General features: G+C 49.2%; 25 protein-coding genes. 24 read left to right on the top strand and 1 reads right to left on the bottom strand.

The window, feature by feature from the left end:
* The 17 genes from CGC65_RS18105 to CGC65_RS18025 all read left to right on the top strand — a co-directional run bounded on the left by CGC65_RS18105 (nt 1) and on the right by CGC65_RS18025 (nt 18,912).
* The gene (locus tag CGC65_RS18105; protein ID WP_002564793.1) at nt 1-813 is read left to right on the top strand and encodes a TrmH family RNA methyltransferase; all 813 of its coding nucleotides are present in this window, start codon (nt 1-3) and stop codon (nt 811-813) included.
* Between the two features lie 47 nt (nt 814-860).
* Nucleotides 861-1,103 carry an NfeD family protein gene (locus CGC65_RS18100; protein ID WP_002564792.1) on the top strand — a complete coding sequence of 81 codons (243 nt, stop codon included), beginning with the start codon at nt 861-863 and terminating at the stop codon, nt 1,101-1,103.
* Nucleotides 1,090-2,322, top strand: coding sequence for a patatin-like phospholipase family protein (locus CGC65_RS18095; RefSeq protein WP_002564791.1), 1,233 nt, complete (start codon nt 1,090-1,092; stop codon nt 2,320-2,322). The genes CGC65_RS18100 and CGC65_RS18095 overlap by 14 nt, the downstream gene beginning before the upstream one ends.
* A 128-nt stretch (nt 2,323-2,450) precedes the next feature.
* Entirely contained in the window at nt 2,451-3,443 is a 993-nt protein-coding gene (gene argF, locus CGC65_RS18090; RefSeq protein WP_002564790.1) for an ornithine carbamoyltransferase, read from the top strand.
* A 3-nt stretch (nt 3,444-3,446) separates the two neighbouring features.
* Nucleotides 3,447-3,749 carry a DUF6637 family protein gene (locus CGC65_RS18085; RefSeq protein ID WP_002564789.1) on the top strand — a complete coding sequence of 101 codons (303 nt, stop codon included), beginning with the start codon at nt 3,447-3,449 and terminating at the stop codon, nt 3,747-3,749.
* Between the two features lie 11 nt (nt 3,750-3,760).
* Nucleotides 3,761-4,741, top strand: coding sequence for a biotin--[acetyl-CoA-carboxylase] ligase (locus CGC65_RS18080; RefSeq protein ID WP_002564788.1), 981 nt, complete (start codon nt 3,761-3,763; stop codon nt 4,739-4,741).
* Complete coding sequence (gene mutY / locus CGC65_RS18075; protein WP_002564787.1) at nt 4,728-5,846, top strand: A/G-specific adenine glycosylase; 1,119 nt, start codon at nt 4,728-4,730, stop codon at nt 5,844-5,846. Before CGC65_RS18080 ends, mutY begins: the two co-directional genes overlap by 14 nt.
* A 40-nt stretch (nt 5,847-5,886) precedes the next feature.
* Nucleotides 5,887-6,813 carry a diacylglycerol/lipid kinase family protein gene (locus tag CGC65_RS18070; protein WP_002564786.1) on the top strand — a complete coding sequence of 309 codons (927 nt, stop codon included), beginning with the start codon at nt 5,887-5,889 and terminating at the stop codon, nt 6,811-6,813.
* Nucleotides 6,814-6,913: 100 nt separating this feature from the next.
* Nucleotides 6,914-8,059, top strand: a complete 1,146-nt coding sequence (gene rpoD / locus CGC65_RS18065; protein WP_002564785.1) for an RNA polymerase sigma factor RpoD — start codon at nt 6,914-6,916, stop codon at nt 8,057-8,059.
* A 148-nt stretch (nt 8,060-8,207) separates the two neighbouring features.
* Nucleotides 8,208-8,909 (top strand): epoxyqueuosine reductase QueH, encoded by a 702-nt coding sequence (locus CGC65_RS18060; RefSeq protein WP_002564784.1) that lies wholly within the window; start codon nt 8,208-8,210, stop codon nt 8,907-8,909.
* 157 nt (nt 8,910-9,066) lie between these two features.
* Entirely contained in the window at nt 9,067-9,333 is a 267-nt protein-coding gene (locus tag CGC65_RS18055) for an HPr family phosphocarrier protein (protein WP_002564783.1), read from the top strand.
* A gap of 139 nt (nt 9,334-9,472) precedes the next feature.
* Nucleotides 9,473-14,014 carry a glutamate synthase large subunit gene (gene gltB, locus CGC65_RS18050; protein ID WP_002564782.1) on the top strand — a complete coding sequence of 1,514 codons (4,542 nt, stop codon included), beginning with the start codon at nt 9,473-9,475 and terminating at the stop codon, nt 14,012-14,014.
* 15 nt (nt 14,015-14,029) lie between these two features.
* On the top strand, nt 14,030-15,517 hold the full coding sequence (locus tag CGC65_RS18045) for a glutamate synthase subunit beta (RefSeq protein ID WP_002564781.1): 1,488 nt from the start codon (nt 14,030-14,032) through the stop codon (nt 15,515-15,517).
* A gap of 408 nt (nt 15,518-15,925) precedes the next feature.
* Nucleotides 15,926-16,318: a DUF5301 domain-containing protein gene (locus tag CGC65_RS18040; protein WP_002564780.1), complete on the top strand. Its 393-nt coding sequence runs from the start codon at nt 15,926-15,928 to the stop codon at nt 16,316-16,318.
* Nucleotides 16,319-16,431: 113 nt separating this feature from the next.
* On the top strand, nt 16,432-16,830 hold the full coding sequence (locus CGC65_RS18035) for an ASCH domain-containing protein (protein WP_002564779.1): 399 nt from the start codon (nt 16,432-16,434) through the stop codon (nt 16,828-16,830).
* A gap of 253 nt (nt 16,831-17,083) precedes the next feature.
* The gene (locus CGC65_RS18030; protein ID WP_002564778.1) at nt 17,084-17,575 is read left to right on the top strand and encodes a DUF5721 family protein; all 492 of its coding nucleotides are present in this window, start codon (nt 17,084-17,086) and stop codon (nt 17,573-17,575) included.
* A gap of 116 nt (nt 17,576-17,691) precedes the next feature.
* Nucleotides 17,692-18,912 (top strand): sigma-70 family RNA polymerase sigma factor, encoded by a 1,221-nt coding sequence (locus CGC65_RS18025; protein ID WP_002564777.1) that lies wholly within the window; start codon nt 17,692-17,694, stop codon nt 18,910-18,912.
* 232 nt (nt 18,913-19,144) lie between these two features.
* Here CGC65_RS18025 and CGC65_RS18020 read toward each other — a convergent pair whose 3' ends face one another.
* Nucleotides 19,145-19,933 carry a hypothetical protein gene (locus tag CGC65_RS18020; RefSeq protein ID WP_002564776.1) on the bottom strand — a complete coding sequence of 263 codons (789 nt, stop codon included), beginning with the start codon at nt 19,931-19,933 and terminating at the stop codon, nt 19,145-19,147.
* A gap of 662 nt (nt 19,934-20,595) precedes the next feature.
* On the opposite strand from CGC65_RS18020, the gene CGC65_RS32565 reads away from it, so the two are divergent.
* The 7 genes from CGC65_RS32565 to CGC65_RS17990 all read left to right on the top strand — a co-directional run bounded on the left by CGC65_RS32565 (nt 20,596) and on the right by CGC65_RS17990 (nt 24,150).
* Complete coding sequence (locus CGC65_RS32565; RefSeq protein ID WP_320915370.1) at nt 20,596-21,300, top strand: GNAT family N-acetyltransferase; 705 nt, start codon at nt 20,596-20,598, stop codon at nt 21,298-21,300.
* A 61-nt stretch (nt 21,301-21,361) separates the two neighbouring features.
* The gene (locus CGC65_RS18010) at nt 21,362-21,847 is read left to right on the top strand and encodes a GNAT family N-acetyltransferase (protein WP_002564774.1); all 486 of its coding nucleotides are present in this window, start codon (nt 21,362-21,364) and stop codon (nt 21,845-21,847) included.
* Nucleotides 21,848-22,016: 169 nt separating this feature from the next.
* On the top strand, nt 22,017-22,208 hold the full coding sequence (locus CGC65_RS18005) for a hypothetical protein (RefSeq protein ID WP_002564773.1): 192 nt from the start codon (nt 22,017-22,019) through the stop codon (nt 22,206-22,208).
* Nucleotides 22,209-22,219: 11 nt separating this feature from the next.
* Entirely contained in the window at nt 22,220-22,654 is a 435-nt protein-coding gene (locus tag CGC65_RS18000) for a hypothetical protein (protein ID WP_002564772.1), read from the top strand.
* Between the two features lie 10 nt (nt 22,655-22,664).
* Nucleotides 22,665-22,826: a hypothetical protein gene (locus CGC65_RS31375; RefSeq protein WP_002564771.1), complete on the top strand. Its 162-nt coding sequence runs from the start codon at nt 22,665-22,667 to the stop codon at nt 22,824-22,826.
* 190 nt (nt 22,827-23,016) lie between these two features.
* The gene (locus CGC65_RS17995; RefSeq protein WP_002564770.1) at nt 23,017-23,637 is read left to right on the top strand and encodes a TetR/AcrR family transcriptional regulator; all 621 of its coding nucleotides are present in this window, start codon (nt 23,017-23,019) and stop codon (nt 23,635-23,637) included.
* A 246-nt stretch (nt 23,638-23,883) separates the two neighbouring features.
* The gene (locus CGC65_RS17990; protein ID WP_002564769.1) at nt 23,884-24,150 is read left to right on the top strand and encodes an immunity 17 family protein; all 267 of its coding nucleotides are present in this window, start codon (nt 23,884-23,886) and stop codon (nt 24,148-24,150) included.
* The last annotated feature ends 25 nt before the right edge of the window (nt 24,151-24,175 follow it).

The raw sequence follows: 24,175 nt of genomic DNA, 5'->3' as shown, positions 1-24,175 counted from the left end.
ATGATTAACAGTACATCAAACAAGCAGGTAAAGCGTGTTGTGAGCCTGAGAAGCAAAGCAAAGGCCCGGCGGGAAGAGGGCATGTATGTGGTGGAAGGCCTCAGAATGTGCAGGGAGCTGAACCCGGAGGATGTGGATGCCCTGTATGTTACGGAGAACTTTGCAGGGGACGCGGATAACAGGAAATGGATGGGGCGGTTCCGGCCGGAGACAGTCAGCGATGTGGTCATGAATGTTATGGCAGATACGCAGACGCCCCAGGGAGTGCTGGCCGTGGTGAGGCAGAAGCGCTATACCATGGATGACATTGTAAAACCAGCACCAGACGGCAGGTCTCTGGCCATCATGGTACTGGAGACGATACAGGACCCCGGAAACCTTGGTACCATAATCAGGGCAGGAGAGGGCGCTGGTATCACCGGCATTGTTATGAATCATGATACGGCAGATATATATAATCCAAAAGTGATACGCTCCACGATGGGATCCATATTCAGGATGCCCTTTGTGTATGCAGATGACCTGCAGGATGCCTGCCTGCTCATGAAAAACAGGGGGGTGCGTCTTTTTGCGGCCCATCTGAAAGGTATGAATAATTATGACCAGGAAGATTATACTGACAATGTGGGCTTTTTAATTGGAAATGAGGCCAATGGTCTTACGGAGGAAACCACCTCGCTGGCAGACTGCCTGGTGAAGATTCCCATGGAGGGAAAGGTGGAATCCCTGAACGCTGCAATTGCTGCTTCCGTTCTTATGTTTGAGACAGCCAGACAGAGAAGAAGCTGCAGCGTCCCGGCGGAGACAGCATAAGGAAAGGACTTTTGGCCATATCTGCCCGCAGGAAGGAGAAGGTGCATATGTTATCAGTTGGATGGCTTGTATCATTTTTGATTTTTCTGGGAGTGGAGCTGGCTTTCGGATGTCTGACTTCCCTGTGGTTTGCCGCAGGGGCCATAGGCGGATTTGCGGCAGCTCTGGCAGGGCTGCCCATGGAGGCGCAGCTGGCAGTGTTCGTGGCCGTATCATTCCTCACGCTTATTCTTATACGTCCTTTGGCATTTATTCTGGGCAGACGGGAAAGGGCAGGTGGACATCATTAAGCTGCAGCTGGATTTGAGTAAGGAATATGGAATTGTCCTGGAGGGCGGAGGGGCAAAAGGCGCTTATCAGATAGGCGCCTGGCGCGCCCTCAGGGAAGCGGGCATCAGGATAAAGGGCGCCGCGGGTACTTCGGTGGGCGCCTTGAACGGTGCCCTTATTTGCATGGATGATTTTGAAAAGGCAGAGCGCATCTGGGAGAATATCAGTTACTCCAGGGTCATGGATGTGGATGATGAACTTATGGAACGTCTGACAAAATTCAGCCTTAAGAATATTTCCAGTCTGGCGCCCCTTAATGTGGGGGAACTCATAGCCGGGGCCATACGGGTTCTGAGGGACGGCGGCTTTGATATTGCTCCCCTCAGGGCTTTGATTGAGGATGTGGTGGACGAGGAAAAGATACGAAATTCTGACAGGGAGCTCTATGTGGTAACCTACTCCATTTCTGACCGGCATCCCCTTATTGCCGATGTGAAGGAGGCTCCTGAGGGAGGAATAGCGGACCTGCTTATGGCCAGCGCCTATCTGCTCGGCTTCCGTCAGGAGCGGCTGGGCGGCAAGTATTATATGGACGGCGGCGGAATTAATAATGTGCCGGTGGATGTGCTTCTGGACAGAGGTTACAGGGACGTGATTGTCCTGCGGATATATGGTTACGGTGTAGACACGGAAAAGAAGCTGGAGGTGCCGGAAGGAGCAACCCTGTACCATGTGGCGCCGAGGAGGGATTTGGGCGGCCTTCTGGAGTTTGACAGACGCCGGGCGAGAAGAAACATGCTGCTGGGGTATTTCGACGGAAAACGTATGCTTTATGGCCTGGCGGGACGTGTCTATTATATTGATGCGCCGGAAGGCGAGCCTTACTATTTTGATAAAATGATATCGGAGATACAGAGCCTCCTTTCTTACATGGAACCGGAGCTGCAGGAGGCAGGAGAGGCAAAGCACGGGCGGGAGGAACAGAAGGACCCCCTTGCGGGCTACCGTGTTTATACAGAGCAGGTATTTCCCCGGCTGGCAAAGGAACTGAAACTGAAGGAGGGATGGGACTATAAGGAGTTGTACCTGTCCATACTGGAGGATTTGGCAAAACAATACCGTATAAGCCGTTTTAAAATTTATACAGTGGAGGAACTGCTGCGCCTGATTCATAAAAAAGCTGGTGCCGCTGCATTAAAAGCCATGATTCCCATACTTGACAGCAGCACGCAGGTGTAGTATATTATGCATAAAGATGCATAAATATAAATAACTATGCGTTTTTGAATAGAAATGCATGGTTATTTATTGCAGAAAATCAAGCCGGGGCCATGGCAGGACATGGGCGGCATAACAGGGAGGACGCTATGGACTTAAAAGGAAGACATTTTTTGACACTGAAGGATTATACACCGGAGGAGATTACATATCTGCTGGATTTGGCAGCGGACCTGAAGGATAAAAAGAAACAGGGGGTTCTGGTAGATTCGCTGCGCGGAAAGAATGTGGCCCTTATCTTTGAGAAAACCAGTACCAGAACGCGGTGCGCCTTTGAGGTGGCAGCCCATGACCTGGGTATGGGGACCACTTATCTGGACCCGTCTGGGTCACAGATTGGAAAGAAGGAAAGCATTGCGGATACAGCAAGAGTTTTGGGAAGAATGTATGAGGGCATCGAATACCGTGGTTTCGGACAGGAAATCGTGGAGGAACTGGCAAAGTACGCCGGTGTGCCTGTCTGGAACGGCCTGACCAATGAGGACCACCCCACCCAGATGTTGGCGGATCTTCTCACCATACGGGAGCATTTGGGATGTTTGAAAGGCTTAAAGCTTGTGTATATGGGAGATGCGCGTTATAATATGGGTAACTCCCTGATGATTGCCTGCACAAAGATGGGCATGCATTTCGTGGCCTGTGCTCCGGCTAAGTATTTCCCGGATCCATCTCTGGTCAAGGAATGCGAGGCCTATGCGGCGGCCAGCGGCGGTTCCGTTACTCTCACAGAGCATGTGGCGGAAGCGGTTAAGGGAGCGGATATCATTGATACGGATGTGTGGGTATCCATGGGTGAGCCTGACGAGGTATGGGAGGAGAGGATTGAGGAGCTGACTCCATATAAGGTGACAAAGGCTGTCATGGACCTGGCCGGACCTAATGCCATTTTCCTGCACTGCCTGCCCTCTTTCCATGACCTTAAGACCAAGATTGGCAAGGAGATGGGAGAACGTTTTAATGTGTCCGAGCTGGAGGTAACAGACGAAGTATTCGAGTCAGGCCAGTCGGTTGTGTTTGACGAGGCTGAGAACCGGATGCATACCATCAAAGCAGTTATGCTTGCAACGTTAGGAGAATCATAATATATGCAGGGACAGAGAGGACGGAGTGAACGCCATTCCGGGGTATTCCTGGACATGGTGCACCTGATACTTGGGATTGCCATTGTAATCCTGGCTGTGCTGTCATTCATTAACCCGGAGGGAAATCATATGCTTTTCCCTCTGGTGTTTTTGCTGGCAGCATTGTTAAATGCGGTAAACGGAATATTTGAGCTTAAGACCAGGGGAAGGGATAAGAAAAAGTTCGGTGCCAGCATCCTGCAGCTGGCTTTGGCGGCAGGTCTTATGGTCCTTGGCATCGTAAGCGCCATCAGTATCTGGGCATAGAGGAGCGGCATATGAAGACAGAGATTTTGCGGATGCTCAAAAGCACCGAAGATTACCTGTCCGGACAGCAGCTGTGCGGGATGCTGGGAGTTTCCCGCACTGCTGTCTGGAAGGCTGTAGGTGAACTGAGGGAAGAAGGATATGTAATAGAGGCGGTCCGGAACAGGGGATACCGGCTTGTGGAAGGTGCTGACGTCATAACCCAGGCTGAGCTTGCATCCATGCTGCACACGCAGTGGATTGGGACTAGGCTGGAATATTTTGATGAGACGGATTCCACCAATATAAGAGCCAGGAAACTGGCAGAAGAGGGAGCGCCCCACGGAACACTGGTGGTTGCAGACCGCCAGACCGCCGGAAAAGGGCGGAGGGGGAAAAGCTGGGTCTCCCCGGCCGGTACAGGCATCTGGATGAGCATGGTGCTCAGGCCGGTCATGTCTCCCATGAGCGCATCCATGCTGACCCTTATTGCGGGGCTGTCAGTGGTCAGGGGCGTGAAGGAGAGCACGGGACTTGAGGCCATGATTAAATGGCCCAACGATGCGGTTCTGAATGGCAAGAAGATATGCGGAATCCTCACGGAGATGAGTACGGAAGTGGAATGCATCCGCTATGTGATACCCGGTATTGGAATCAATGTAAATATAGATGACTTTCCGGAGGAAATCAGGGCAACAGCCACCTCCCTTAAGCTGGAGGCAGGCAGGAGCATTAAGCGCAGCTTAGTCATTGCCGCAGTGGCGGACAGTTTTGAATATTATTATGATATCTTCATGAAGACATGTGATATGTCGGGTCTCAGGGATGACTACAATAAGGCCCTTGTCAACTTGAACAAAGAGGTCCTGGTGCTGGACCCCAGAGGTCAGTACAAAGGAAAGGCCCTGGGCATTGACAATGAAGGCAGCCTTCTGGTCAGACGGGAGGACGGAAACATATCAGCCGTCATTTCAGGGGAGGTATCGGTAAGAGGTATATATGGATATGTATGATACAGGACATTTGTATGACCGCCTCCAGGTACTGGAGAGGGAGGAAATGCCTCTTGGACGCAGGGAACGTCTCAGTGCTGTGGAACGCCCCCTGCTGGCCTGGTATTCATCCAGGGCCCGCTCCCTTCCATGGAGGGATGATCCGAAGCCATACCGGGTATGGATATCGGAAATCATGCTCCAGCAGACCAGGGTAGAGGCGGTCAAGCCCTATTTTGAGCGCTTCATGGAAGCGTTTCCCACTGTGTCCCATCTGGCACAGGCAGAAGACGATCATCTCATGAAGATGTGGGAAGGCCTGGGATATTATAACCGGGCCAGAAATTTAAAGGCAGCGGCCCAGATGATTATGTCAGAATACGGCGGCTGCCTTCCTGCATCCTTTGATGAACTGATACGGCTGCCGGGAATCGGAAGCTATACAGCAGGGGCCATTGCATCCATTGCCTACGGCATTCCGCTGCCGGCCGTGGACGGCAATGTGCTCCGCGTCATTTCCAGGCTCCTGGGGGACCGGGAGGATATAAAGAAAGCCTCGGTGAAGACTGGCATCGAGGCAGAGCTTAAAGCCGTGATGCCGCAGGATGAGGCCAGCCATTACAACCAGGGTCTCATAGAAATCGGGGCCCTGGTGTGCATACCCGGCGGCGAACCCAGATGCAGCCAGTGTCCTCTGGCCTCCATCTGCCTTACAAGAAAGAACGGCTGGTGGAAGGAGATTCCGTACAAATCTCCGGCCAAGGCGAGGAAGATCGAGGAGCGGACCGTTTTTATCATAGAATATCAGGATAAGGTGGCCATACGCAAGCGCCCTCCCAAGGGACTGCTGGCCTCCCTTTACGAGCTTCCCAACATTGAGGGAAAGACTTCCGGGGAGACGGTGCCGCAGGTGCTGGGACTTGACAGGGAGCAGGTGGCGTCGGTGGAGCTGCTGCCGGAGGCAAAGCATGTGTTTTCACATGTGGAGTGGCATATGACCGGGTACAGGGTGGTTCTCTCACAGGAGGAGGAGCCCTTATCCTGTTTCATGGTATCCAGGGAGGAACTGGAGCACACATACGCTTTGCCCAATGCATTTAACGCATATACAAAGCTCATTGGATAAGATTGACAAAAATGGTTACACTGAAAGGGAGGAATGCAGGATGAAAAAAATGTTGTTTGTATTCAATCCCCGTTCCGGTAAGGAACAGATCAAGGGACAGCTGATGGAAATACTGGATATTTTCACCAAGGCCGGATATGAGCTTCGTGTCCACGTTACCCAAAAGCAGAAGGATGCCATGGAAGTGGTGGCCCGGCTGGGTAAAAAGGTGGATGTGGTGGTGTGCAGCGGCGGAGACGGCACACTCAATGAAACCATATCCGGAATGATGAAGCTTAAGAAAATGCCGCTTCTGGGCTATATTCCTGCCGGATCCACCAATGACTTTGCCACCAGCCTGGGAATACCAAAACGCATGCCCCTGGCTGCCTGGGATATTGTGGAGGGAACTCCCTTTGCCATTGACACCGGAACCTTTTGCGAGGACATGAATTTTATGTATATAGCAGCTTTTGGGGCTTTTACAGAGGTGTCCTATCTGACATCCCAGGACAGGAAGAATCTTTTGGGACACCAGGCCTATATGCTGGAAGGCGTAAAGAGCCTGGCAGGACTGAAGCCCTATCATATGAAGGTGGAGTGGGACGGACAGGTGCTGGAGGAAGATTTTGCCTTTGGCATGGTGACCAATACCATCAGTGTAGGCGGGTTTAAGGGGCTGGTGAACCAGTCTGTGGCCCTCAATGACGGTCTCTTTGAGGTGCTGCTCATACGGATGCCCAGGACACCGGTGGATTTGAGCAATATCATATCCTACATGTTTCTCAGGGAAGAACCCAACGAGTATGTGTATAAGTTCAAGACATCCTCCATACGCCTTACTTCGGAACAGGAGGTGGACTGGGTGCTGGACGGCGAGTATGGCGGATCCAGGACCGAGGTCACCATTGGAAATATCAGGGAGAACGTGCAGATTCTGTTGAGAAATCATCCGGAAGAGGGATCAGGGCGGAAACAGATAGAATAAAAATAAATGTCGAAAATTGTTGAAATAAGGTTTTCGATGGTATATAATGATAAGTTGTGGGAGTTTCCACATTTACCTTTAAGCGAAAGGACGTTTATCAGTGGAAAAGGACGATTTTTTAAAGAAGCTGGAAAAGCTGGTCGAACATGCAAAAACCAAACACAACACATTGGATGCAGGGGAGATTAATGATTTTTTTACCGGGGATAATCTGTCACCGGAACAGATGGACCAAATTTACAGTTACCTGGAGGGCCGCAACATTGACGTGGTTCCCGTACTGGACGAAGCGATGCTTACCGAGGACACTGTTCTGCTTGATGACATTGATTTGGACCTGGATTTAGACGACGACAGCTTCATTAAAGATGCAGAAGAGGAAGAAATCGACCTGGATGCAGTGGATCTGTTAGAGGGAATCGGAACAGAGGACCCGGTCCGCATGTATCTCAAAGAAATTGGCACCGTGCCCCTTCTTACGGCAGACGAAGAGCTTGATTTGGCCCAGCGCAAGGCTGACGGCGATGAGTTTGCAAAGGAGAGGTTAATCGAGGCCAACCTGCGTCTTGTGGTCAGCATTGCAAAGCGCTATACAGGCAGGGGCATGAGCTTCCTGGACCTGGTACAGGAGGGCAATTTAGGACTGATCAAGGGCGTGGAAAAGTTTGACTATACAAAGGGTTACAAACTAAGTACATATGCTACATGGTGGATCCGCCAGTCCGTTACAAGGGCTTTGGCAGATCAGGCGAGGACAATCCGAGTACCGGTGCATATGGTAGAGACCATCAACAAGATGTCCAAGATGCAGAGAAAGCTGACGCTGGAGCTGGGCTATGAGCCTTCTGTGACAGAGCTGGCAGAGGCTCTTGATATGACGGAAGATAAGGTCATGGAAATCATGCAGATTGCCAGGGAGCCGGCTTCCCTTGAAACACCCATTGGTGAGGAGGACGACTCCAATCTGGGTGATTTCGTGGCGGACAACAATGTGGTGACTCCGGAGGGCAATGTGGAATCCGTGATGCTGCGGGAACACATTGACGCTCTTTTGGGAGACCTTAAGGAGAGGGAGCGCCAGGTCATTGTACTGCGGTTCGGCCTGGAAGACGGCCATCCCCGCACATTGGAGGAAGTGGGCAAGGAATTCAATGTAACCAGGGAACGCATCCGTCAGATTGAGGCCAAGGCTCTGAGAAAGCTGCGCAATCCGGTGAGAAGCAAACGAATCAGGGATTTCCTGTAAGACTTACCGTGCATAGGTCCAGAGGGGTTTGGGCCTGCTGTTATGATAAGAAAATTCGGGAGTATTTTAAAAAGAGGGGCCGTAAACGGGCGGCCTCTCTTTTTGGCAGGTAAAAATAACAGAGGGTTCAGGAAAGGACAAAAAAGGAATGACACAGCCAGGACAGAAGCGCAACTACCAAAAGGAATTGGACCGGCTTATAGAGGGACTGCGGGAAGAGGGACGGGTCCCTAAGCTGCTGCTGCACAGCTGCTGTGCTCCCTGCAGCAGCTATGTGCTGGAATATCTGAGCCAATATTTTGATGTGACCGTGTATTATTATAATCCCAATATTTTTCCTGAGACAGAGTATGAGGCCAGGGTGAAGGAGCAGGAACGGCTGATACGGGAAATGGAGACGGAAAGGCCAGTCAGGTTCCTGGCAGGCAGCTATGAACCGGAGGAATTCTTTTCAGTTGCCAGGGGCCATGAGAAGGATCCGGAGGGTGGGGAGCGGTGCTTCCGCTGCTATGAACTGCGGCTTGACCGCGCCGCCAGGGCAGCGGTTTCAGGAGACTTTGATTATTTCACAACCACCCTGTCCATCAGCCCTTTAAAGAATGCCCAGTGGCTCAATGATATCGGATGCAGACTGGCCGGGCAGTATGGAATTCCTTATCTGGTTTCGGATTTCAAGAAGAAAAACGGCTATAAGCGTTCCGTGGAATTATCCGCGTTGTACGGACTTTACCGTCAGGATTACTGCGGCTGTGTTTATTCTCGGGCAGAAGCAATTGAAAGACAAAAAGAGCCTGCCGTGCAGCGTCTGCAAAGTTCCTTCGTACGAATGAACACGCGTGGTCAGGAATGATGCCGGAGCTTTTTTCCGACATCAAGATTGTGAAAAAGTTGCTTAGGATTTTTCCGATTAACTTGACATAGGAAGTCAGATGTAATAGAATCTTTCATAAGGGACATGGGCAGTGGCAGTGTCCAGAGTACAAAATAGTGAATAAGGAGAGTGTATTATGATCAGCAAAACATTAACGGTTGTAAATCCATCCGGATTACACTTAAGACCAGCAGGAGTTCTTTCACAGACAGCTATGAAGTTCAAGAGCGACATCACAATTGAATGTGGGGAGAAGAAGATTGTTGCTAAGAGCGTTCTGAACGTTATGGCAGCCGGAATTAAGTGCGGCACTGAGATTAACCTGATTTGTGACGGCGAGGACGAGGAAGAGGCTATGAAGACCCTGACCGAGGCCATTGAGAGCGGATTAGGCGAGATGTAATCTGCCTTTTGCAGTAACATAATTAAATGAAATTCACAAGAATGACCGCAGGCGGTACCTAGAGACAGGTGCCGCCTTTTTTGTTTTGAAATTAGTTTATCAAATCCCCCCATTTTTGCAAAGAAAGGAAGAAAGACCTATGGAATCCAAACAGAAACAGCCAGGACTGTATGAACCACGTTTTGAGCATGATAACTGCGGCATCGGCGCAGTGGCCAATATAAAGGGGATAAGGAGCCACCGCACAGTGGACCAGGCCCTTCATATTGTTGAAAATCTGGAACACAGGGCAGGAAAAGACGCTGAGGGCAAGACAGGAGACGGCGTGGGTATCATGCTCCAGATTTCCCACGGATTTTTTAAGAAGGTGACTGAACACCTGGGCTTTCAGATAGGAGACGAGAGAGCGTATGGCGTGGGTATGTTTTTCTTCCCCCAGGATGAACTGATCCGCAGCCAGGCCATGAAGATGTTTGAGATTATTGTGCGCAAAGAGGGTATGACCTTCCTGGGATGGAGAGAGGTACCCACTGCGCCTGAAATTCTCGGCAGGAAGGCCGTGGACGTGATGCCCTATATTGCCCAGGGCTTTGTGGGCAAGCCCGCCGGAATGAAGGCAGGACTGGATTTTGACAGAAAGCTTTACATTGCCCGCCGTGTTTTTGAGCAGAGCAATGAAGACACCTATGTGGTATCCTTAAGCAGCAGGACCATTGTGTATAAAGGTATGTTTCTGGTGGGTGAGCTGAGGCTGTTTTTTTCGGATCTCCAGGATGAAGATTATAAGTCAGCCATTGCCATTGTACATTCCAGATTCAGCACCAACACCAATCCCAGCTGGATGCGGGCCCATCCCTACCGCCTTATTGTCCACAACGGTGAAATCAATACCATCCGCGGCAATGTGGATAAGATGGTGGCCAGGGAGGAGAACATGGAATCCGAGTATTTCAGATACGACATGCACAAGGTGCTGCCCATTATAAACCAGGAAGGCTCTGATTCCGCCATGCTGGACAATGCCCTGGAATTTATGGTTATGAGCGGCATGGACCTGCCCCTGGCCGTCATGGTCACCATCCCCGCGCCCTGGGAAAACGACAAGTACATGGACAGCGAAATTAAGGATTTCTACCGGTATTATGCCACCATGATGGAGCCATGGGACGGACCTGCTTCCATCCTGTTTACGGACGGCGACGTGGTGGGGGCTGTGCTGGACCGTAACGGGCTTCGTCCCTCCCGGTATTACATAACAGAGGACGGCTATATGATACTGGCCTCTGAGGTGGGAGCCATAGACATTGACCAGACTAAGGTGGTGAAAAAGGACCGCCTGCGCCCCGGAAAAATGCTGCTGGTGGATACAAAGCAGGGAAGGCTTATTGATGACGATGAGCTTAAGCACTACTATGCGTCCCGCAACCCATACGGGGAGTGGCTGGATTCTAACCTGTGGAGCATAAAGGACCTGCCGGTGCCAAACAAATGCATACCCGCCATGAAGGATGAAGAACGTCTGAGGCTTCAGAAAACATACGGTTACACATATGAGCAGTATAAGACCATGATTCTCCCCATGGCTCTTAACGGGGCAGAGGCAGTGTCCGCCATGGGTGTGGACAGCCCCCTGGCCGTGCTTTCCAAGAAGCACCAGCCCTTATTCAACTATTTTAAGCAGCTTTTTGCCCAGGTGACCAATCCGCCCATTGACGCCATACGTGAGGAAATCGTGACATCCACAACCGTCTACGTAGGCGAGGAGGGCAATATACTGGAGGAGGCCGCAAAAAACTGCAAAATCCTAAAAGTGGAGAATCCCATCCTGACAGAGTTGGATTTGCTTAAAATTAAGAACATGAAGAAGCCTGGGTTCAAGGTGGAGGTGATTCCCATTACCTACTATAAGAATACCTCCCTGGAAAAGGCCATTGACCGCCTGTTCCTGGAGGCGGACAGGGCTCACAAGGACGGTGCCAATATCATCATACTCTCAGACCGGGATATTGATGAGAACCACGTACCCATCCCCTCCCTGCTGGCTGTATCAGCCCTGCAGCAGTATCTGGTAAGGACCAAGAAACGCACCAGCGTGGCTCTGATACTGGAAAGCGGCGAGCCAAGGGAGGTCCATCATTTTGCCGCCCTGCTGGGGTACGGGGCCTGTGCCGTCAACCCCTATCTGGCCCATGAGTCCATTCGTTCCCTGATTGATTCCGGCATGCTGGACAAGGACTATTACGCGGCTGTCTGCGACTATGATCTGGCTGTGCTCCACGGCATTGTGAAGATTGCCTCCAAGATGGGCATTTCCACCATCCAGTCCTATCAGGGCGCCCAGATTTTTGAGGCCATCGGCATCTCAGAGGATGTGGTGGATAAATATTTTACGGACACTGTGAGCCGTGTGGGAGGTATTACATTAAAGGACATTGCGGGGGATGTGGACGTCCTTCACTCCGCTGCCTTTGACCCTCTGGGGCTGGATGTGGATTTGACCCTGGAAAGCGCGGGCAGTCACAAGTCCCGCTCCGGTGAGGAGGATCACCTTTATAATCCGCTGACCATCCATCTCCTTCAGGATGCAGCCAGGTCGGGTAATTATGATATCTTTAAACAATATTCGGCCCAGGTGGACAGAGAAGATAAGATGTACCATCTGCGCTCCCTGATGGATTTTAAGTTTCCTGAGGACGGAGGCATCCCGCTGGAACAGGTGGAGTCTGTGGAATCCATTGTCAGGCGTTTTAAGACAGGGGCCATGTCCTATGGGTCCATCTCCCGGGAAGCCCATGAATGCCTGGCCATAGCGATGAACCGTATTCACGGCAAATCCAACACAGGAGAGGGCGGGGAGAGCCTGGACCGCCTGATTCCCGGGCCGGCAGGGAACAACCGCTGTTCAGCCATCAAACAGGTGGCTTCCGGGCGTTTTGGGGTTACCAGCCGATACCTGGTAAGCGCCCAGGAGATTCAGATAAAGATGGCCCAGGGAGCAAAGCCGGGCGAGGGCGGCCAGCTGCCCGGAGGCAAGGTCTATCCGTGGGTGGCAAAAACCAGACACTCTACCACGGGAGTAAGCCTTATATCGCCTCCGCCCCATCATGACATCTATTCCATCGAGGATCTGGCCCAGCTCATATATGATTTAAAGAATTCCAATACCAGGGCCAGGATATCCGTCAAGCTGGTATCTGAGGCTGGAGTGGGAACCGTGGCCGCCGGCGTGGCCAAGGCCGGGGCCCAGGTAATCCTGATCTCAGCCTACGACGGAGGGACAGGAGCCGCCCCCAGGAATTCCATTTACAACGCAGGACTTCCGTGGGAGCTGGGTGTGGCAGAGGCCCATCAGACCCTGATTATGAACGGACTTCGCGACAAGGTGATTCTGGAGACAGACGGAAAGCTTATGACCGGAAGGGATGTGGCAATGGCCTGTATGCTGGGGGCGGAGGAATTCGGCTTTGCCACGGCGCCGTTAGTGACCCTGGGATGCGTGATGATGCGTGTCTGCAACCTGGATACATGTCCTATGGGCATTGCCACCCAGAACCCGGAGCTGAGGAAGCGTTTCAGGGGCAAACCGGAGTATGTGGTGAACTTCATGCTGTTCATAGCGCAGGAGCTGCGCGAGTACATGGCAAGGCTGGGTGTGCGCACTGTGGATGATCTGGTGGGGCGTACAGACCTTCTAAAGAGGCGTGAGAACCTTCCCCTTGGCCGGGCCAATCAGGTGGATTTAAGAAGGATACTGGATAACCCTTATGAAGGTCAGAACGTGGCCGGATACAGCGGGAAACAGGTCTTTGATTTCCGTCTGGAGGATACCATGGATGAGCAGGTGTTTTTGAGAAAATTTAAGAGCGCTCTTGGAAACGGCCAGAAAAAGCGCATTCAGGTGGAGGTGACCAATGTGAACCGTGCCCTGGGGACCATATTCGGCTCCGAGATAACCAGGAAATACCCGGAAGGGCTTTCTGACGATACATTTACCGTCAGTTGCAGCGGAAGCGGGGGACAGAGCTTTGGCGCATTTATCCCAAGGGGACTGACCCTGGAGCTGGCAGGGGATTCCAATGACTATTTCGGCAAGGGACTTTCCGGAGGCAAGCTGGTGGTATTTCCTCCGAAAGGCGTGCTCTTTCAGGCTGAGGAGAATATCATAATCGGCAATGTGGCCCTATATGGAGCCACCAGCGGAAATGCTTTCATAAACGGAATCGCAGGGGAGCGCTTCTGCGTCCGGAATTCAGGTGCCACCGCTGTGGTGGAGGGCATGGGAGACCATGGCTGTGAATATATGACAGGCGGCTGCGTGGTGGTGCTGGGAGCCACGGGCAAGAACTTCGGGGCCGGCATGAGCGGCGGCATCGCCTATGTGCTGGACGAGGACCGCAGCTTTTACAAGCGCCTCAATAAGGAGCTGGTATCCTTCGAGGAAGTGACCGGCAAATATGATGTACTGGAACTGAAAGGCCTGATTGAAGAACATGTGGCCTGTACCAACTCTCTGAAAGGCAGGCGGATCCTGGAGCATTTCAGTGAATACCTGCCTATGTTCAAGAAGGTTGTTCCCCATGATTACCGGCGCATGATGAATGCCATTGTGCAGATGGAGGAAAAGGGACTGAACAGTGAACAGGCGCAGATTGAGGCATTTTACGCCAATTTAAGAGGGTAAGGAGGCAGAACAAACATGGGTAAATCAACAGGATTCTTGGAATATGAGAGAGAAGTAGGAAGGGGGAAAACTCCTGAGGATCGGATTAAAAACTGGAATGAGTTTCACGCTTCCTTAAGCGAGGAGGAACAGAGACGCCAGGGGGCCAGGTGTATGGACTGCGGTGTGCCCTTCTGCCAGTCAGGCATGATGATTGGAGGGATGGTCAGCGGATGCCCCCTGCACAATCTGGTGCCTGAATGGAATGATCTGGTGTATACCGGCAACTGGAAACAGGCATACAACCGGCTAAAAAAAACTAACAGCTTCCCGGAGTTCACCTCCAGGGTATGTCCGGCACCCTGCGAAGCGGCCTGCACCTGCAGTCTGTACGGAGATGCAGTGACCATAAAAGAAAATGAGAGAGCTATCATTGAAAAAGCATACAGCAGCGGATATGCCCTCCCTAATCCGCCCTCCATCCGCACCGGAAAAAAGGTGGCGGTTATCGGATCCGGTCCCGCGGGGCTGGCAGCTGCGGACCAGCTGAACAAACGGGGGCACAGCGTCACAGTATTTGAGCGGAACGACCGTGTGGGCGGCCTGCTGATGTACGGCATACCCAATATGAAGCTGGAAAAATGGGTGATTGAGCGCAAGGTAGATGTGATGAAGAAGGAGGGAATCACCTTTGTGACGGGAGCGGATGTGGGCAGGAATTACCGGGCCGGCAAAATCAGGAAGGAATTTGACCGCATCATCCTGGCCTGCGGGGCCTCCAACCCAAGGGATATCGACGTGCCGGGCAGGGACAGTGCAGGCATATACTTTGCGGTGGATTTTCTGAAAGCCACCACAAAGAGCCTGCTGGATTCCGGACTGGAGGACGGAAGTTTTATATCGGCAAAGGATAAGCATGTGCTGGTAATCGGAGGCGGAGACACTGGAAATGACTGTGCAGGCACATCCATCCGGCACGGCTGCGTCTCAGTCACCCAACTGGAGATGATGCCCAAGCCTCCCGCAGAGCGGGCGGAGAACAACACCTGGCCGGAATGGCCCAGAATCCTCAAAACAGATTACGGCCAGGAGGAAGCCATAAGCATATTCGGTTCAGACCCAAGGCAGTACCAGACCACTGTAAAGGAATTCATAAAAGACGGGGAAGGCAAGGTGTGCAAAGCCATAATCACAAACCTGGTTCCCAAAAAAGACGAGGAAACAGGCCGCACCATCATGGCAGCTGTGGAAGGCAGCGAGCGTGAAATTCCTGCCGATCTGGTGCTCATAGCCGCCGGCTTCACAGGAGCCCAGGCCTACGTGGCAGACGCCTTCGGCATAGACCTGGACGCCAGGACAAATGCAGCCACAGAACCCGGCACCTACCGCACCAGCGCAGACCAGATATTCACAGCCGGCGACATGCACAGAGGCCAGTCCCTGGTCGTATGGGCCATACAAGAAGGCCGTGAAGCCGCCAAAGCCGTAGACCGTGATATGATGGGGTATACAAACCTGGCCTAGCTACAAGCAGTGCGCATAGAGACACGGAAGGCCGGGAGGGCAAGCTCGCTTACCCTCCCGGCCTTCCGTGTCTCTATGCATACGGCGCCAGCCGTCCATCTTGAAGGAGCGCAGCGGATTCAAGATGGCAGCACTGCGAACTCACGGAACTGCCAAGAGCCGCCAAGAGCCGCCAAGAGCCGCCAAAGCTGACGGACAGAGTGATATCATAAAAAATAGAATCATAAAGCATAAAATCATAAAGCAAACACACAATCATAAAGACAACACATGGACACAATAGCCATAACAAGAGCAGATGAATCCACTTGACAGATTCAACATTAAAAATTAGAGTGGAAGGAACAAGAATATTCATAGTAGGCTGATAAAGCGCACTCGACAAACAGAATTTATGGAGGAATTTTTATGAAAAAGATATTAAGTTTTCTTATTGCTGGTATTATGGCCTGTTCTGCAGCCGGTTGTTCACAAAAAAATGCAAATCCGATTAGCTTACCAGAGGAAAGCACCATACAGTCAATTGATGTAACGGTTGGAGAAGAAACGGAAAAATATTCTGACAGTGAGTGGATAAGCCAATGTATATCGTCTATGAACAATGCACAAGCAACAGCGAAAGAATCCGTACAGGATATACCACAAGCTGATGAGTATATAAAAATTGATATAAACACAGAAGATGCAAAAAGCACACTGTTTGTCTATTTAGAAAAAAATGATTATTACATTGAACAGCCCTATCAGGGCATTTACAAGACAGACTCAGCATTTTATCAGACAATAACAGGGAATCATTAATCTCCAGACTACCCAACTATTTAAGCGCATTTTATTGGTAAACAGTGCCTTTGGCGGAAAAGGGGAACGAAAAGGCGAACGAAAAAATACATTTACAGAAGAGGAGAATAGGAATGAAAAACACAGATAAAGGTTATTTTGAACGCTTTTCCTTTGGCGATAGCCCCGAAATGGCAGACGAACTTTTAGCCCTGGTACTTGCCGGAAAGAAAACGGCAACAGTTTCGGTTATATTGGAGGATGAGAAGGCGCCAAGCGTTGGTGATCTATCACTGGTACTTGACGGTCGGAGCACTCCGGCTTGTGTGATTAAGACGGTGCATGTTGAAACCGTCAGGTTTTGCGGCCTGACTTGGGATATGGTAAAACTTGAGGGTGAGGACGAAAACTTTGAACAATGGAAATCGGGCAATATACGCTATTGGACACGGGACGCTGCCAAGCGCGGTTATACTTTTACCGATCAGACACTTATTACGTTTGAACGCTTTGAGGTTGTGGAGGTGCTGTAACAAATAACATATAGTCGATATTATGACACTATGAAAATAAACAGACATATGTTAAAGTAAATCAATCAGATCATATCAAATTATATCAGAGAATATCAGAGTATATCAGAACATATCAGAACATACCCCCGCACCCCCATAAAGAACTCAGTAAAAAAATCCCCACAGTTTCTATTTGACGTCAATAGTCAAAAACTGTATAATTGAGTAAGAATTTGGAAACCTGTGGTGTAACCCAGGGCAGGAGAAGGTTATGATTGCATTGAAAGTAGAGGATGTAAAGACATTTACATCCAAACTGTTCCTGAAGGAAGACTTTGACAGCTTCCTGGTTAAGGAAGTGAACATTGTCACCTACAACAATTTTTCCATCGACGGACACATCAGACAGGGATATTATACAGATGAAGAGCTGGAGGAGAACCAGATTGAATTCTTTTCCTCCTGGAAAGTGCTTCGCCCCGTATGTTTTTCACTAATAAAAGGAAAAAAGCTGCCGGGGAGTTTCCATATCGTCCTGCTGCTTCCTCCTTCGGACACGGAAAAATTCGCTTCCACTTCCGGAAGCGGGATAAGCAGTGAGCAGATACAGGGACTTTATCTGAATATCCGTTACGAAGACGGAGCATTATATTGTGTGACGGGAACTTCGCTGCACCTTTTTACCATGGACAAGACCCTGGAAAATGAGTGGGATAAGGCAGTAGCAAAGTTTATGCGTTCCCATGAGATAGTATGTACCTAACGTACCCGCAGACCCAGTAACGGTACTGTGCTGCGTAAGCCCCGCTGTTTAAAGAGGGATTTACGCAATACAGTACCTATATTTAGTATGTCCCAGGAGAAGGGGGAGGATAACATATGGATAAAATGGAATTGTCTAAGAGACTGGAACAGCTGGTCGGTGAAGCGGCTGCCCAGGAAGGTCGTCTGGAGATGACCCAGGTGCTGGACCATTTCCGGGATGTTCAGATGACGCCGGAAGAGATGGAGGATGTCTATCTGAAGCTGGAGCGCAAGGGTGTCCACATACAGGCTCCCGAGGAACCGGAAGAGGAATTGCCGGAGGGGGACTTTCTTTTAGACGATGATGCCGAGCTGGACCAGCCGTCTCTGGCGAAGGAGGAATTCAGATGGGGAAGAGACCGCCTGGATCCGGATGAGATGCTGGATGGCGGCAGTATGGTTTCCGGCGGGGATGAGGAAGAGGAGGAATACGACGGATATGGCCAGGAGCGGCTTCTGGAAGGCGTGTCCACAGCAGACCCAATCCGTGAATACTTAAAAGAGATTGGTTCCATTGCACTGCTTACACCGGAGGAGGAATCAGACCTTGCAAGACGCAAGTCAGAAGGTGATGTGGAAGCGGGCCGCAAGCTGGTGGAGGCTAACCTGCGCCTGGTGGTCAGCATTGCCAAACGCTATACCGGCAGGGGTATGAGTTTTCTGGACCTGGTTCAGGAGGGGAATCTGGGGCTTATGAAAGCAGTGGAAAAGTTTGACTATGCCAAAGGTTACAGGCTCAGCACCTATGCCACATGGTGGGTGAAGCAGTCCATTACCAGGTCCCTGGCGGACCAGTCCAGGACCATCCGGCTTCCGGTCCACATGGTGGAGGCAGTAAATAAAATCCGCCGTGCCCAGCGCAGCCTGTCTGTGAAGCTGGGACGTGAACCGTCTATGGAGGAAGTGGCTGAGGAAGTAAACATGTCCGGGAAAAGAGTGGCGGAGCTGATTCAGGCATCGGGAGATACCGTATCCCTGGAGACCCCGGTAGGCGACGAGGAAGGCTCCAATCTGGGGGATTTTGTGGCAGATGACGCCAATGCCTCCACAGAGGATAAGGCAGAGAGTTTTCTTTTGCGGGAGGAGATTGACAGCATGCTTCAGGGGCTGAATCCACGGGAGCGTGAGGTCATCATTCTGCGTTTCGGCCTGGAGACCGGGCATCCCCTGACCCTGGAGGAAGTGGGGAAACGGTTCAACGTGACCAGGGAGCGCATTCGGCAAATTGAGACAGCGGCTCTCAGAAAGCTTCGTAATCCTTCTAAAAGCAAGAAAATCAGGGATTTCCTTCCGTAAAAAGGGATATAAGTGTAAGAGATAAAGCGTACTACTCGTGCTTTACCTCTTACACTTGTTTTTTTATGATAGGGAAGTCGCTGGTCTGGATAGGCCTTTTTTGAATTTGACATATCTGTTACAAAAACCATCAACAACTCCTTACCGGAAAGCTATGAAATTTACAGGCATTAGTGGTTTGCCTTGACTCATTATCTGGCCATGATAAGGCCGGTTAAGGAACACTGATATCTTATCGGACAGAATCATAATAACTATTTTTCACCAGGCTGTTCATAAAACCATCAACATCCATATCCGCTCCGGTACTCCAAATCCTTACAGTAGTTAAAACAAAATCATTTGACTGGAAAAAGTAGTGAACATTTGACCAGTATTTCTGATAGTCCCCAACATAATCAGTCAATTGGACATGGCTCCATGTGCCAGAATGGTATTCTTTAGTATCTCTTAAAACAACAGTTGCTTTTAATGTGGTTCCGACCGCATCAGCCTTTCTCTCCTGAAAACTGGCATCTGTTGTGCCCTCTACCGTCCTGAAATAGTCGGCTTGGTTTCTATAATCGTCAATGCTGAAGCTAATCAACCGGGTTCCTTGCGCATCCTCAAAACGGGCAGATGTTCTTTTGTAGTAATCCAGAATATTGTTATGTACTCGTTCCATTCCCACCGGAATTTTTGCATTATAGCCAACCTCCAGAGATATGTATTCACCTTCGCCGGATGTTTCGGACCTTGTCTGGACCACGCCATTAACAACCCATGCACCATCCTGATTTACGGAATAACCATCAGGTGTTATTGTATCCAAGTAAAGAAAACCGTTATCATCAAAGTAATAAGATTCTGAGATACCATCACCATTTCCATCAATCCATTGCCATGTATGGGCTGAATATGTGCCGTCGTTGTTTAAATACTTCCAATGCTCCCCTTCCTGCTGCCATTGACCGGCATATGCGCTAAAGGAAATGGATAACAATGCTGCTGTGGTTGAGAGTAAGAAATAAAGTTTTTTCATCTTGCACCTCCTGAATTAATACATCAACAATTATGAACTATTATAACATATTATTTGTGATATCGTAATACGGCCAGCCTATGAAATTCCAATGGTCAGGGTACTGCCGCCCTGTTTGTAATCCGGACGGGCCCAGTGGTGTTATTTCAAACCGGATGAAAAACCAGATGGAAAAGCCGGATGGAAAAGAGGTACTGGATTGGATATTGATTGATGGAATATGGTATAATTTGGGAGGTGTGCCATTAACCGTCTGTTTGAGTCAGGAAAGTATTCTCAAGATCAATCGGTAAAGGCATGGGTGTATATACCACATTGACTGGAGTATTAAAATTATAAAAACATGATGATAGCTTTATATTCTAAAATGGAATGACTCTTGATGGTTGGATTGAGCGCGAATTTTTCTGCGTCTCCTCATATGGAATGGGATTCATAGCCTCTGTCGCAGCGTCCAGATAGGATGCGGAAAATGTGTTCACAGTATAGGCGTCTGTAATGGCGGACGCAGAAATCCATAATAGCGGCGCAGAAATCCATAATGGCCGCTGCAGAAATCCTGCCTTTGACATTTTACGTTTATTTTGATATAGTTACTTATTATAGCGATGCAGGCGTACCTGCATGAGCTGAGTAAAATAGGTTGAACAGGCCTGCTGCTGATGTTTCTGCGTACAGTTTCATCGAAAAGGCAGTTGGCGGGTTCACTGTTTTGTTCAGCTCTTTTTATTTTTGGAGGAAAACATATGAACGCTGTTATTTACCGGCCATATAAGCGGCAGGACTTTAAGGCGGTTTCATCAATTATCAATATCATATGGAAGCATGAATCGTATTACAGTCCCAAAACTGCCGTCAGGCTGTCCGAAGCCTATCTTCGGTTATGCTTAACTGAACAAACCTTTACCCAGGTTGCGCTGGCAGATGGAAAACCCATCGGGATAATTATGGGGAACCATATCCGCAGGCACCGCTGTCCGTTAGTGCTTCGTCTGCAGGCCGGATGGTCGGTACTTGTCCTTTCGATGACAGCAGAGGGGCGCAGGTCATGGCGGTTTTTAGAAGAAATAGATCGGATATACGCAGCACTTCTATCAGGTCAACCACAGGAGTACAAGGGAGAACTGTCTTTTTTCGCAATTCATCCGGATTATCACGGACAGGGGATTGGAAGGGAATTGTTCAGTCGTTTTTGTATGTATATGGAAAGAGAGAATATACAGCATTTTTATGTGTTTACTGACACAAGCTGTAACTATGGATTTTACGAAAACATGAACATGTTTCGGCGGGGCACGAAAAGGGTAAAATTGAAGGTTAATCACAGGCTGGAGGAATTTTCTTTTTTTCTTTATGAAAATGGGTAGCATTAACAGCTTATAACAAATCAGCTGCTTTATATTACATTAAAACGAAAGGTGAATTAATATGAATCTGAAAAATAATAATCAATTACATTTTGAACCGGTAAATAGTGAGAACCGAATGGAAGCCGAAAATCTGTCGGTCTTTTCTGAACAGTCCGGATTTATCGAAAGTGTAGGCGAATGCTTACAAGAAGCGGACAACTTAAATCTATGGCGGCCTGTTTGTATCTATGATGGAGATATACTGGTTGGCTTTACGATGTACGGCTATTTTCCTTCCCCTTTTCCGGGACGGTTATGGCTGGATCGGCTGCTGATTGACAAGAGATATCAGGGAAAAGGATATGGGAGGCAGGCCGTGCTTGCCTTGCTTGACAGACTCCATGCCGAATATTCAGACAGCACGGTATATCTCAGTGTGTATGAAAATAATACAAGGGCAATCCGCCTTTATGAACAGATTGGTTTCTGCTTTAACGGCGAATATGACACGAAAGGCGAACATGTGATGGTGTATCTTTGGGAGAAAGGAAGGGAGGGAAAATAAAATTTTTGTTATGATATAAGATACTTTTTAATTCCGTAAAAATTAAGGAAAGATACATATATAAGTCCGCCTCTTTATGATAAAATTGCAATATATAATTGAGCGATAGATGTTTGGTAATACGAATGGATGGAAGATTAAACTGCACATACCATGGGAGGAGAATTCTATGAAACGTTACGCACAACTTGCATTTTTAAAAGCACTGGTAATTACGGTTGGCTTTGATTTGATTTGTATTATTTACGGGTTGATATCCGGTAATCCGTATAGAATTTCATTGCTGGGTGGCGTGCTCCTTTTTGCAGTCCTGTTCTCTATCGGGTTAATAGAATATTTATGGAAGAACCGAAAGAATTAAGGAGGTTACAGATGAAAAAAGTCACATGGTTAAGAACTTTAGTGACTGTAGTGTTATCAGTAACAGTTGTTTCAATGGTATATGTCTTTACAAAAGGCTGGCCTCTTATGCGTCCTCCCAGGATGGAAGATATCAAAGAGGTGACAATGACAGATACAGAATCCGGAGTTAAAAAAGAGTTTGTTGATGAAGAAAATAAAGAGCTGGCTGTTAAATTAATAAATTTTTTAAATTATGTTCCTTTTTCCACGGCATCGGATACATATGAACCGCTTATAATAATCACCTATGTTTTGGACGATGGTACTGAAATAAAAATATCCGCAAACAATACGGAGGTTTTCTTTAATGGTAATGGTCATCAATTAAAGGATGCTGAAATCTTTGGTAATTTAACGAAGGCGGTTTTCTTTTCGGAAGAGACTGCAAGAGAGAGTGCGCAATAAGGAGAGGGCAATGAAAAAAATAGCTTTGGCACTAAGTATAATATTTATAATCTTAACCTTTGCCGGAGTTGCCTATGTTCTCTATAACAGAGGACAGGTAAATGCAGGATATGCTGTTGTACCTATGGTGTTTTCACTGACTTTTACGTCTTATTACAGGAATAAAAAGTAACATCCTTTGGTGAATTACGCCGCCATTGGAGACAATGAGCCGCGCCCCGGAAACGCCTTGTATTCTCATGGTTTTTCCGGATTTTTCCGTTTTTTTTTCCAGACTTTTCCGGGCATTTCTCCAAGGATGCATGACATTTCCCCGCTGCTGTGGTAAACTGTTGGTATCTCAACAAAAAGGCGGTGAAGCTATGTCAAAGAAGGGCTATACCAAGGTGGAGAGGGAACAGGTGGGGCGGGATTTGCTGACGGTGGGCCTGGAAATGCTGTCCCAGCGAGGGCTGAAGGGAACCACTCTCCAGGACATACTCCAGGCTGTAGGCATCTCCAAGCCATTCTTTTACGGCAATTATTACACTTCCCTGGCCGAGCTGGTCATCCATATCATCGACTATGAAATTTCACTTTTGCTCCGGGAAGTACGGAACACTGTGGGAAATAAGGGGATGAGTCTGGAGGAGACTATCTATCATTTTTTGGATATGGTGGTCCACAGCCGTCAGCACCATTTCTTTGTGATGACCCAGGAAGAAGAAATGTGGGTTTATAAACATTTAAGCCCGGTAGAGTTTGAGGTTTACCAGCAGGGACAGGCGCGGTTTTATGAACAGGTACTGGCTCTCTGGCAGATTTCCCAGGAAAAATGCAGTCCCAAAGAGCTGGGCAACCTGATCCTCTCAGTGGTACTGATCTATAACTCGGCGGCCCGGTCGCTCCCTTTCTTCTTTCCGGAGGAGCTGGAACAGACGGCCAAGGCCCAGGCAACCGCCCTATCCCGTTATCTGGCCTCTCTGGCCGATGCGGACAAATGACAACAAACAGCGCACCATTTAAGCGGTGCGCTGTTTTTCTATGCGCAGGTCTTGCTTTTTTTCCGGCTTTCATGTATAATTCACTTAATTACTAATTGAAAACAAAAGTAATTAAATGCATACATCGACTGGTCAGGTACCGGTGCAGTGGGATTTGAAAGGATAATAAAGATAAGAATTACAGAACCGTTTATCAGGCTGATTTTCATATGGATTTTATATAAGCCGGATGGAAAGGAGAAACACATGAGCGGCTTATACACTAGATTTATGGATTGGATTATGCCGTTTCTGGAAGCAAACTGGCAGCTCTTTCTTATTATGGCAGGGGCGTTGTTCCTGCTGGGGGCGATCTTCCGCTGGAAATGGGTCTGCGATCCTCAGGGGGAAGATGGATTGGGCTTTCGCGCTTTTGTCTATCGGAACTTTGGAGAAAAAGGGTATCGCATCCTGCAGGGAATCGGCGGAGCTGTCATTATCCTGTGCAGCGCGGTGCTGTGGGTACTGATGTAAAATCAATGATAGAAAAGGAGAATTA

The organism is Enterocloster bolteae (assembly GCF_002234575.2).
GTDB classification, from domain to species: Bacteria; Bacillota; Clostridia; order Lachnospirales; family Lachnospiraceae; genus Enterocloster; species Enterocloster bolteae.
The sequence above is the reverse complement of the archived record's forward strand: the minus strand, read 5'-3'. Positions and strand labels throughout refer to the sequence as shown.

What these genes read in the sequence shown, in the direction of transcription:
- CGC65_RS18105 (WP_002564793.1), top strand. Translation starts at nt 1, where the DNA reads ATGATTAACAGTACATCAAACAAGCAGGTAAAGCGTGTTGTGAGCCTG.
- CGC65_RS18100 (WP_002564792.1), top strand. Translation starts at nt 861, where the DNA reads ATGTTATCAGTTGGATGGCTTGTATCATTTTTGATTTTTCTGGGAGTG.
- argF (WP_002564790.1), top strand. Translation starts at nt 2,451, where the DNA reads ATGGACTTAAAAGGAAGACATTTTTTGACACTGAAGGATTATACACCG.
- CGC65_RS18085 (WP_002564789.1), top strand. Translation starts at nt 3,447, where the DNA reads ATGCAGGGACAGAGAGGACGGAGTGAACGCCATTCCGGGGTATTCCTG.
- CGC65_RS18080 (WP_002564788.1), top strand. Translation starts at nt 3,761, where the DNA reads ATGAAGACAGAGATTTTGCGGATGCTCAAAAGCACCGAAGATTACCTG.
- mutY (WP_002564787.1), top strand. Translation starts at nt 4,728, where the DNA reads ATGGATATGTATGATACAGGACATTTGTATGACCGCCTCCAGGTACTG.
- CGC65_RS18070 (WP_002564786.1), top strand. Translation starts at nt 5,887, where the DNA reads ATGAAAAAAATGTTGTTTGTATTCAATCCCCGTTCCGGTAAGGAACAG.
- CGC65_RS18060 (WP_002564784.1), top strand. Translation starts at nt 8,208, where the DNA reads ATGACACAGCCAGGACAGAAGCGCAACTACCAAAAGGAATTGGACCGG.
- CGC65_RS18055 (WP_002564783.1), top strand. Translation starts at nt 9,067, where the DNA reads ATGATCAGCAAAACATTAACGGTTGTAAATCCATCCGGATTACACTTA.
- gltB (WP_002564782.1), top strand. Translation starts at nt 9,473, where the DNA reads ATGGAATCCAAACAGAAACAGCCAGGACTGTATGAACCACGTTTTGAG.
- CGC65_RS18045 (WP_002564781.1), top strand. Translation starts at nt 14,030, where the DNA reads ATGGGTAAATCAACAGGATTCTTGGAATATGAGAGAGAAGTAGGAAGG.
- CGC65_RS18040 (WP_002564780.1), top strand. Translation starts at nt 15,926, where the DNA reads ATGAAAAAGATATTAAGTTTTCTTATTGCTGGTATTATGGCCTGTTCT.
- CGC65_RS18035 (WP_002564779.1), top strand. Translation starts at nt 16,432, where the DNA reads ATGAAAAACACAGATAAAGGTTATTTTGAACGCTTTTCCTTTGGCGAT.
- CGC65_RS18030 (WP_002564778.1), top strand. Translation starts at nt 17,084, where the DNA reads ATGATTGCATTGAAAGTAGAGGATGTAAAGACATTTACATCCAAACTG.
- CGC65_RS18025 (WP_002564777.1), top strand. Translation starts at nt 17,692, where the DNA reads ATGGATAAAATGGAATTGTCTAAGAGACTGGAACAGCTGGTCGGTGAA.
- CGC65_RS18020 (WP_002564776.1), bottom strand. Translation starts at nt 19,933, where the DNA reads ATGAAAAAACTTTATTTCTTACTCTCAACCACAGCAGCATTGTTATCC.
- CGC65_RS32565 (WP_320915370.1), top strand. Translation starts at nt 20,596, where the DNA reads ATGTTTCTGCGTACAGTTTCATCGAAAAGGCAGTTGGCGGGTTCACTG.
- CGC65_RS18010 (WP_002564774.1), top strand. Translation starts at nt 21,362, where the DNA reads ATGAATCTGAAAAATAATAATCAATTACATTTTGAACCGGTAAATAGT.
- CGC65_RS18005 (WP_002564773.1), top strand. Translation starts at nt 22,017, where the DNA reads ATGAAACGTTACGCACAACTTGCATTTTTAAAAGCACTGGTAATTACG.
- CGC65_RS18000 (WP_002564772.1), top strand. Translation starts at nt 22,220, where the DNA reads ATGAAAAAAGTCACATGGTTAAGAACTTTAGTGACTGTAGTGTTATCA.
- CGC65_RS31375 (WP_002564771.1), top strand. Translation starts at nt 22,665, where the DNA reads ATGAAAAAAATAGCTTTGGCACTAAGTATAATATTTATAATCTTAACC.
- CGC65_RS17995 (WP_002564770.1), top strand. Translation starts at nt 23,017, where the DNA reads ATGTCAAAGAAGGGCTATACCAAGGTGGAGAGGGAACAGGTGGGGCGG.
- CGC65_RS17990 (WP_002564769.1), top strand. Translation starts at nt 23,884, where the DNA reads ATGAGCGGCTTATACACTAGATTTATGGATTGGATTATGCCGTTTCTG.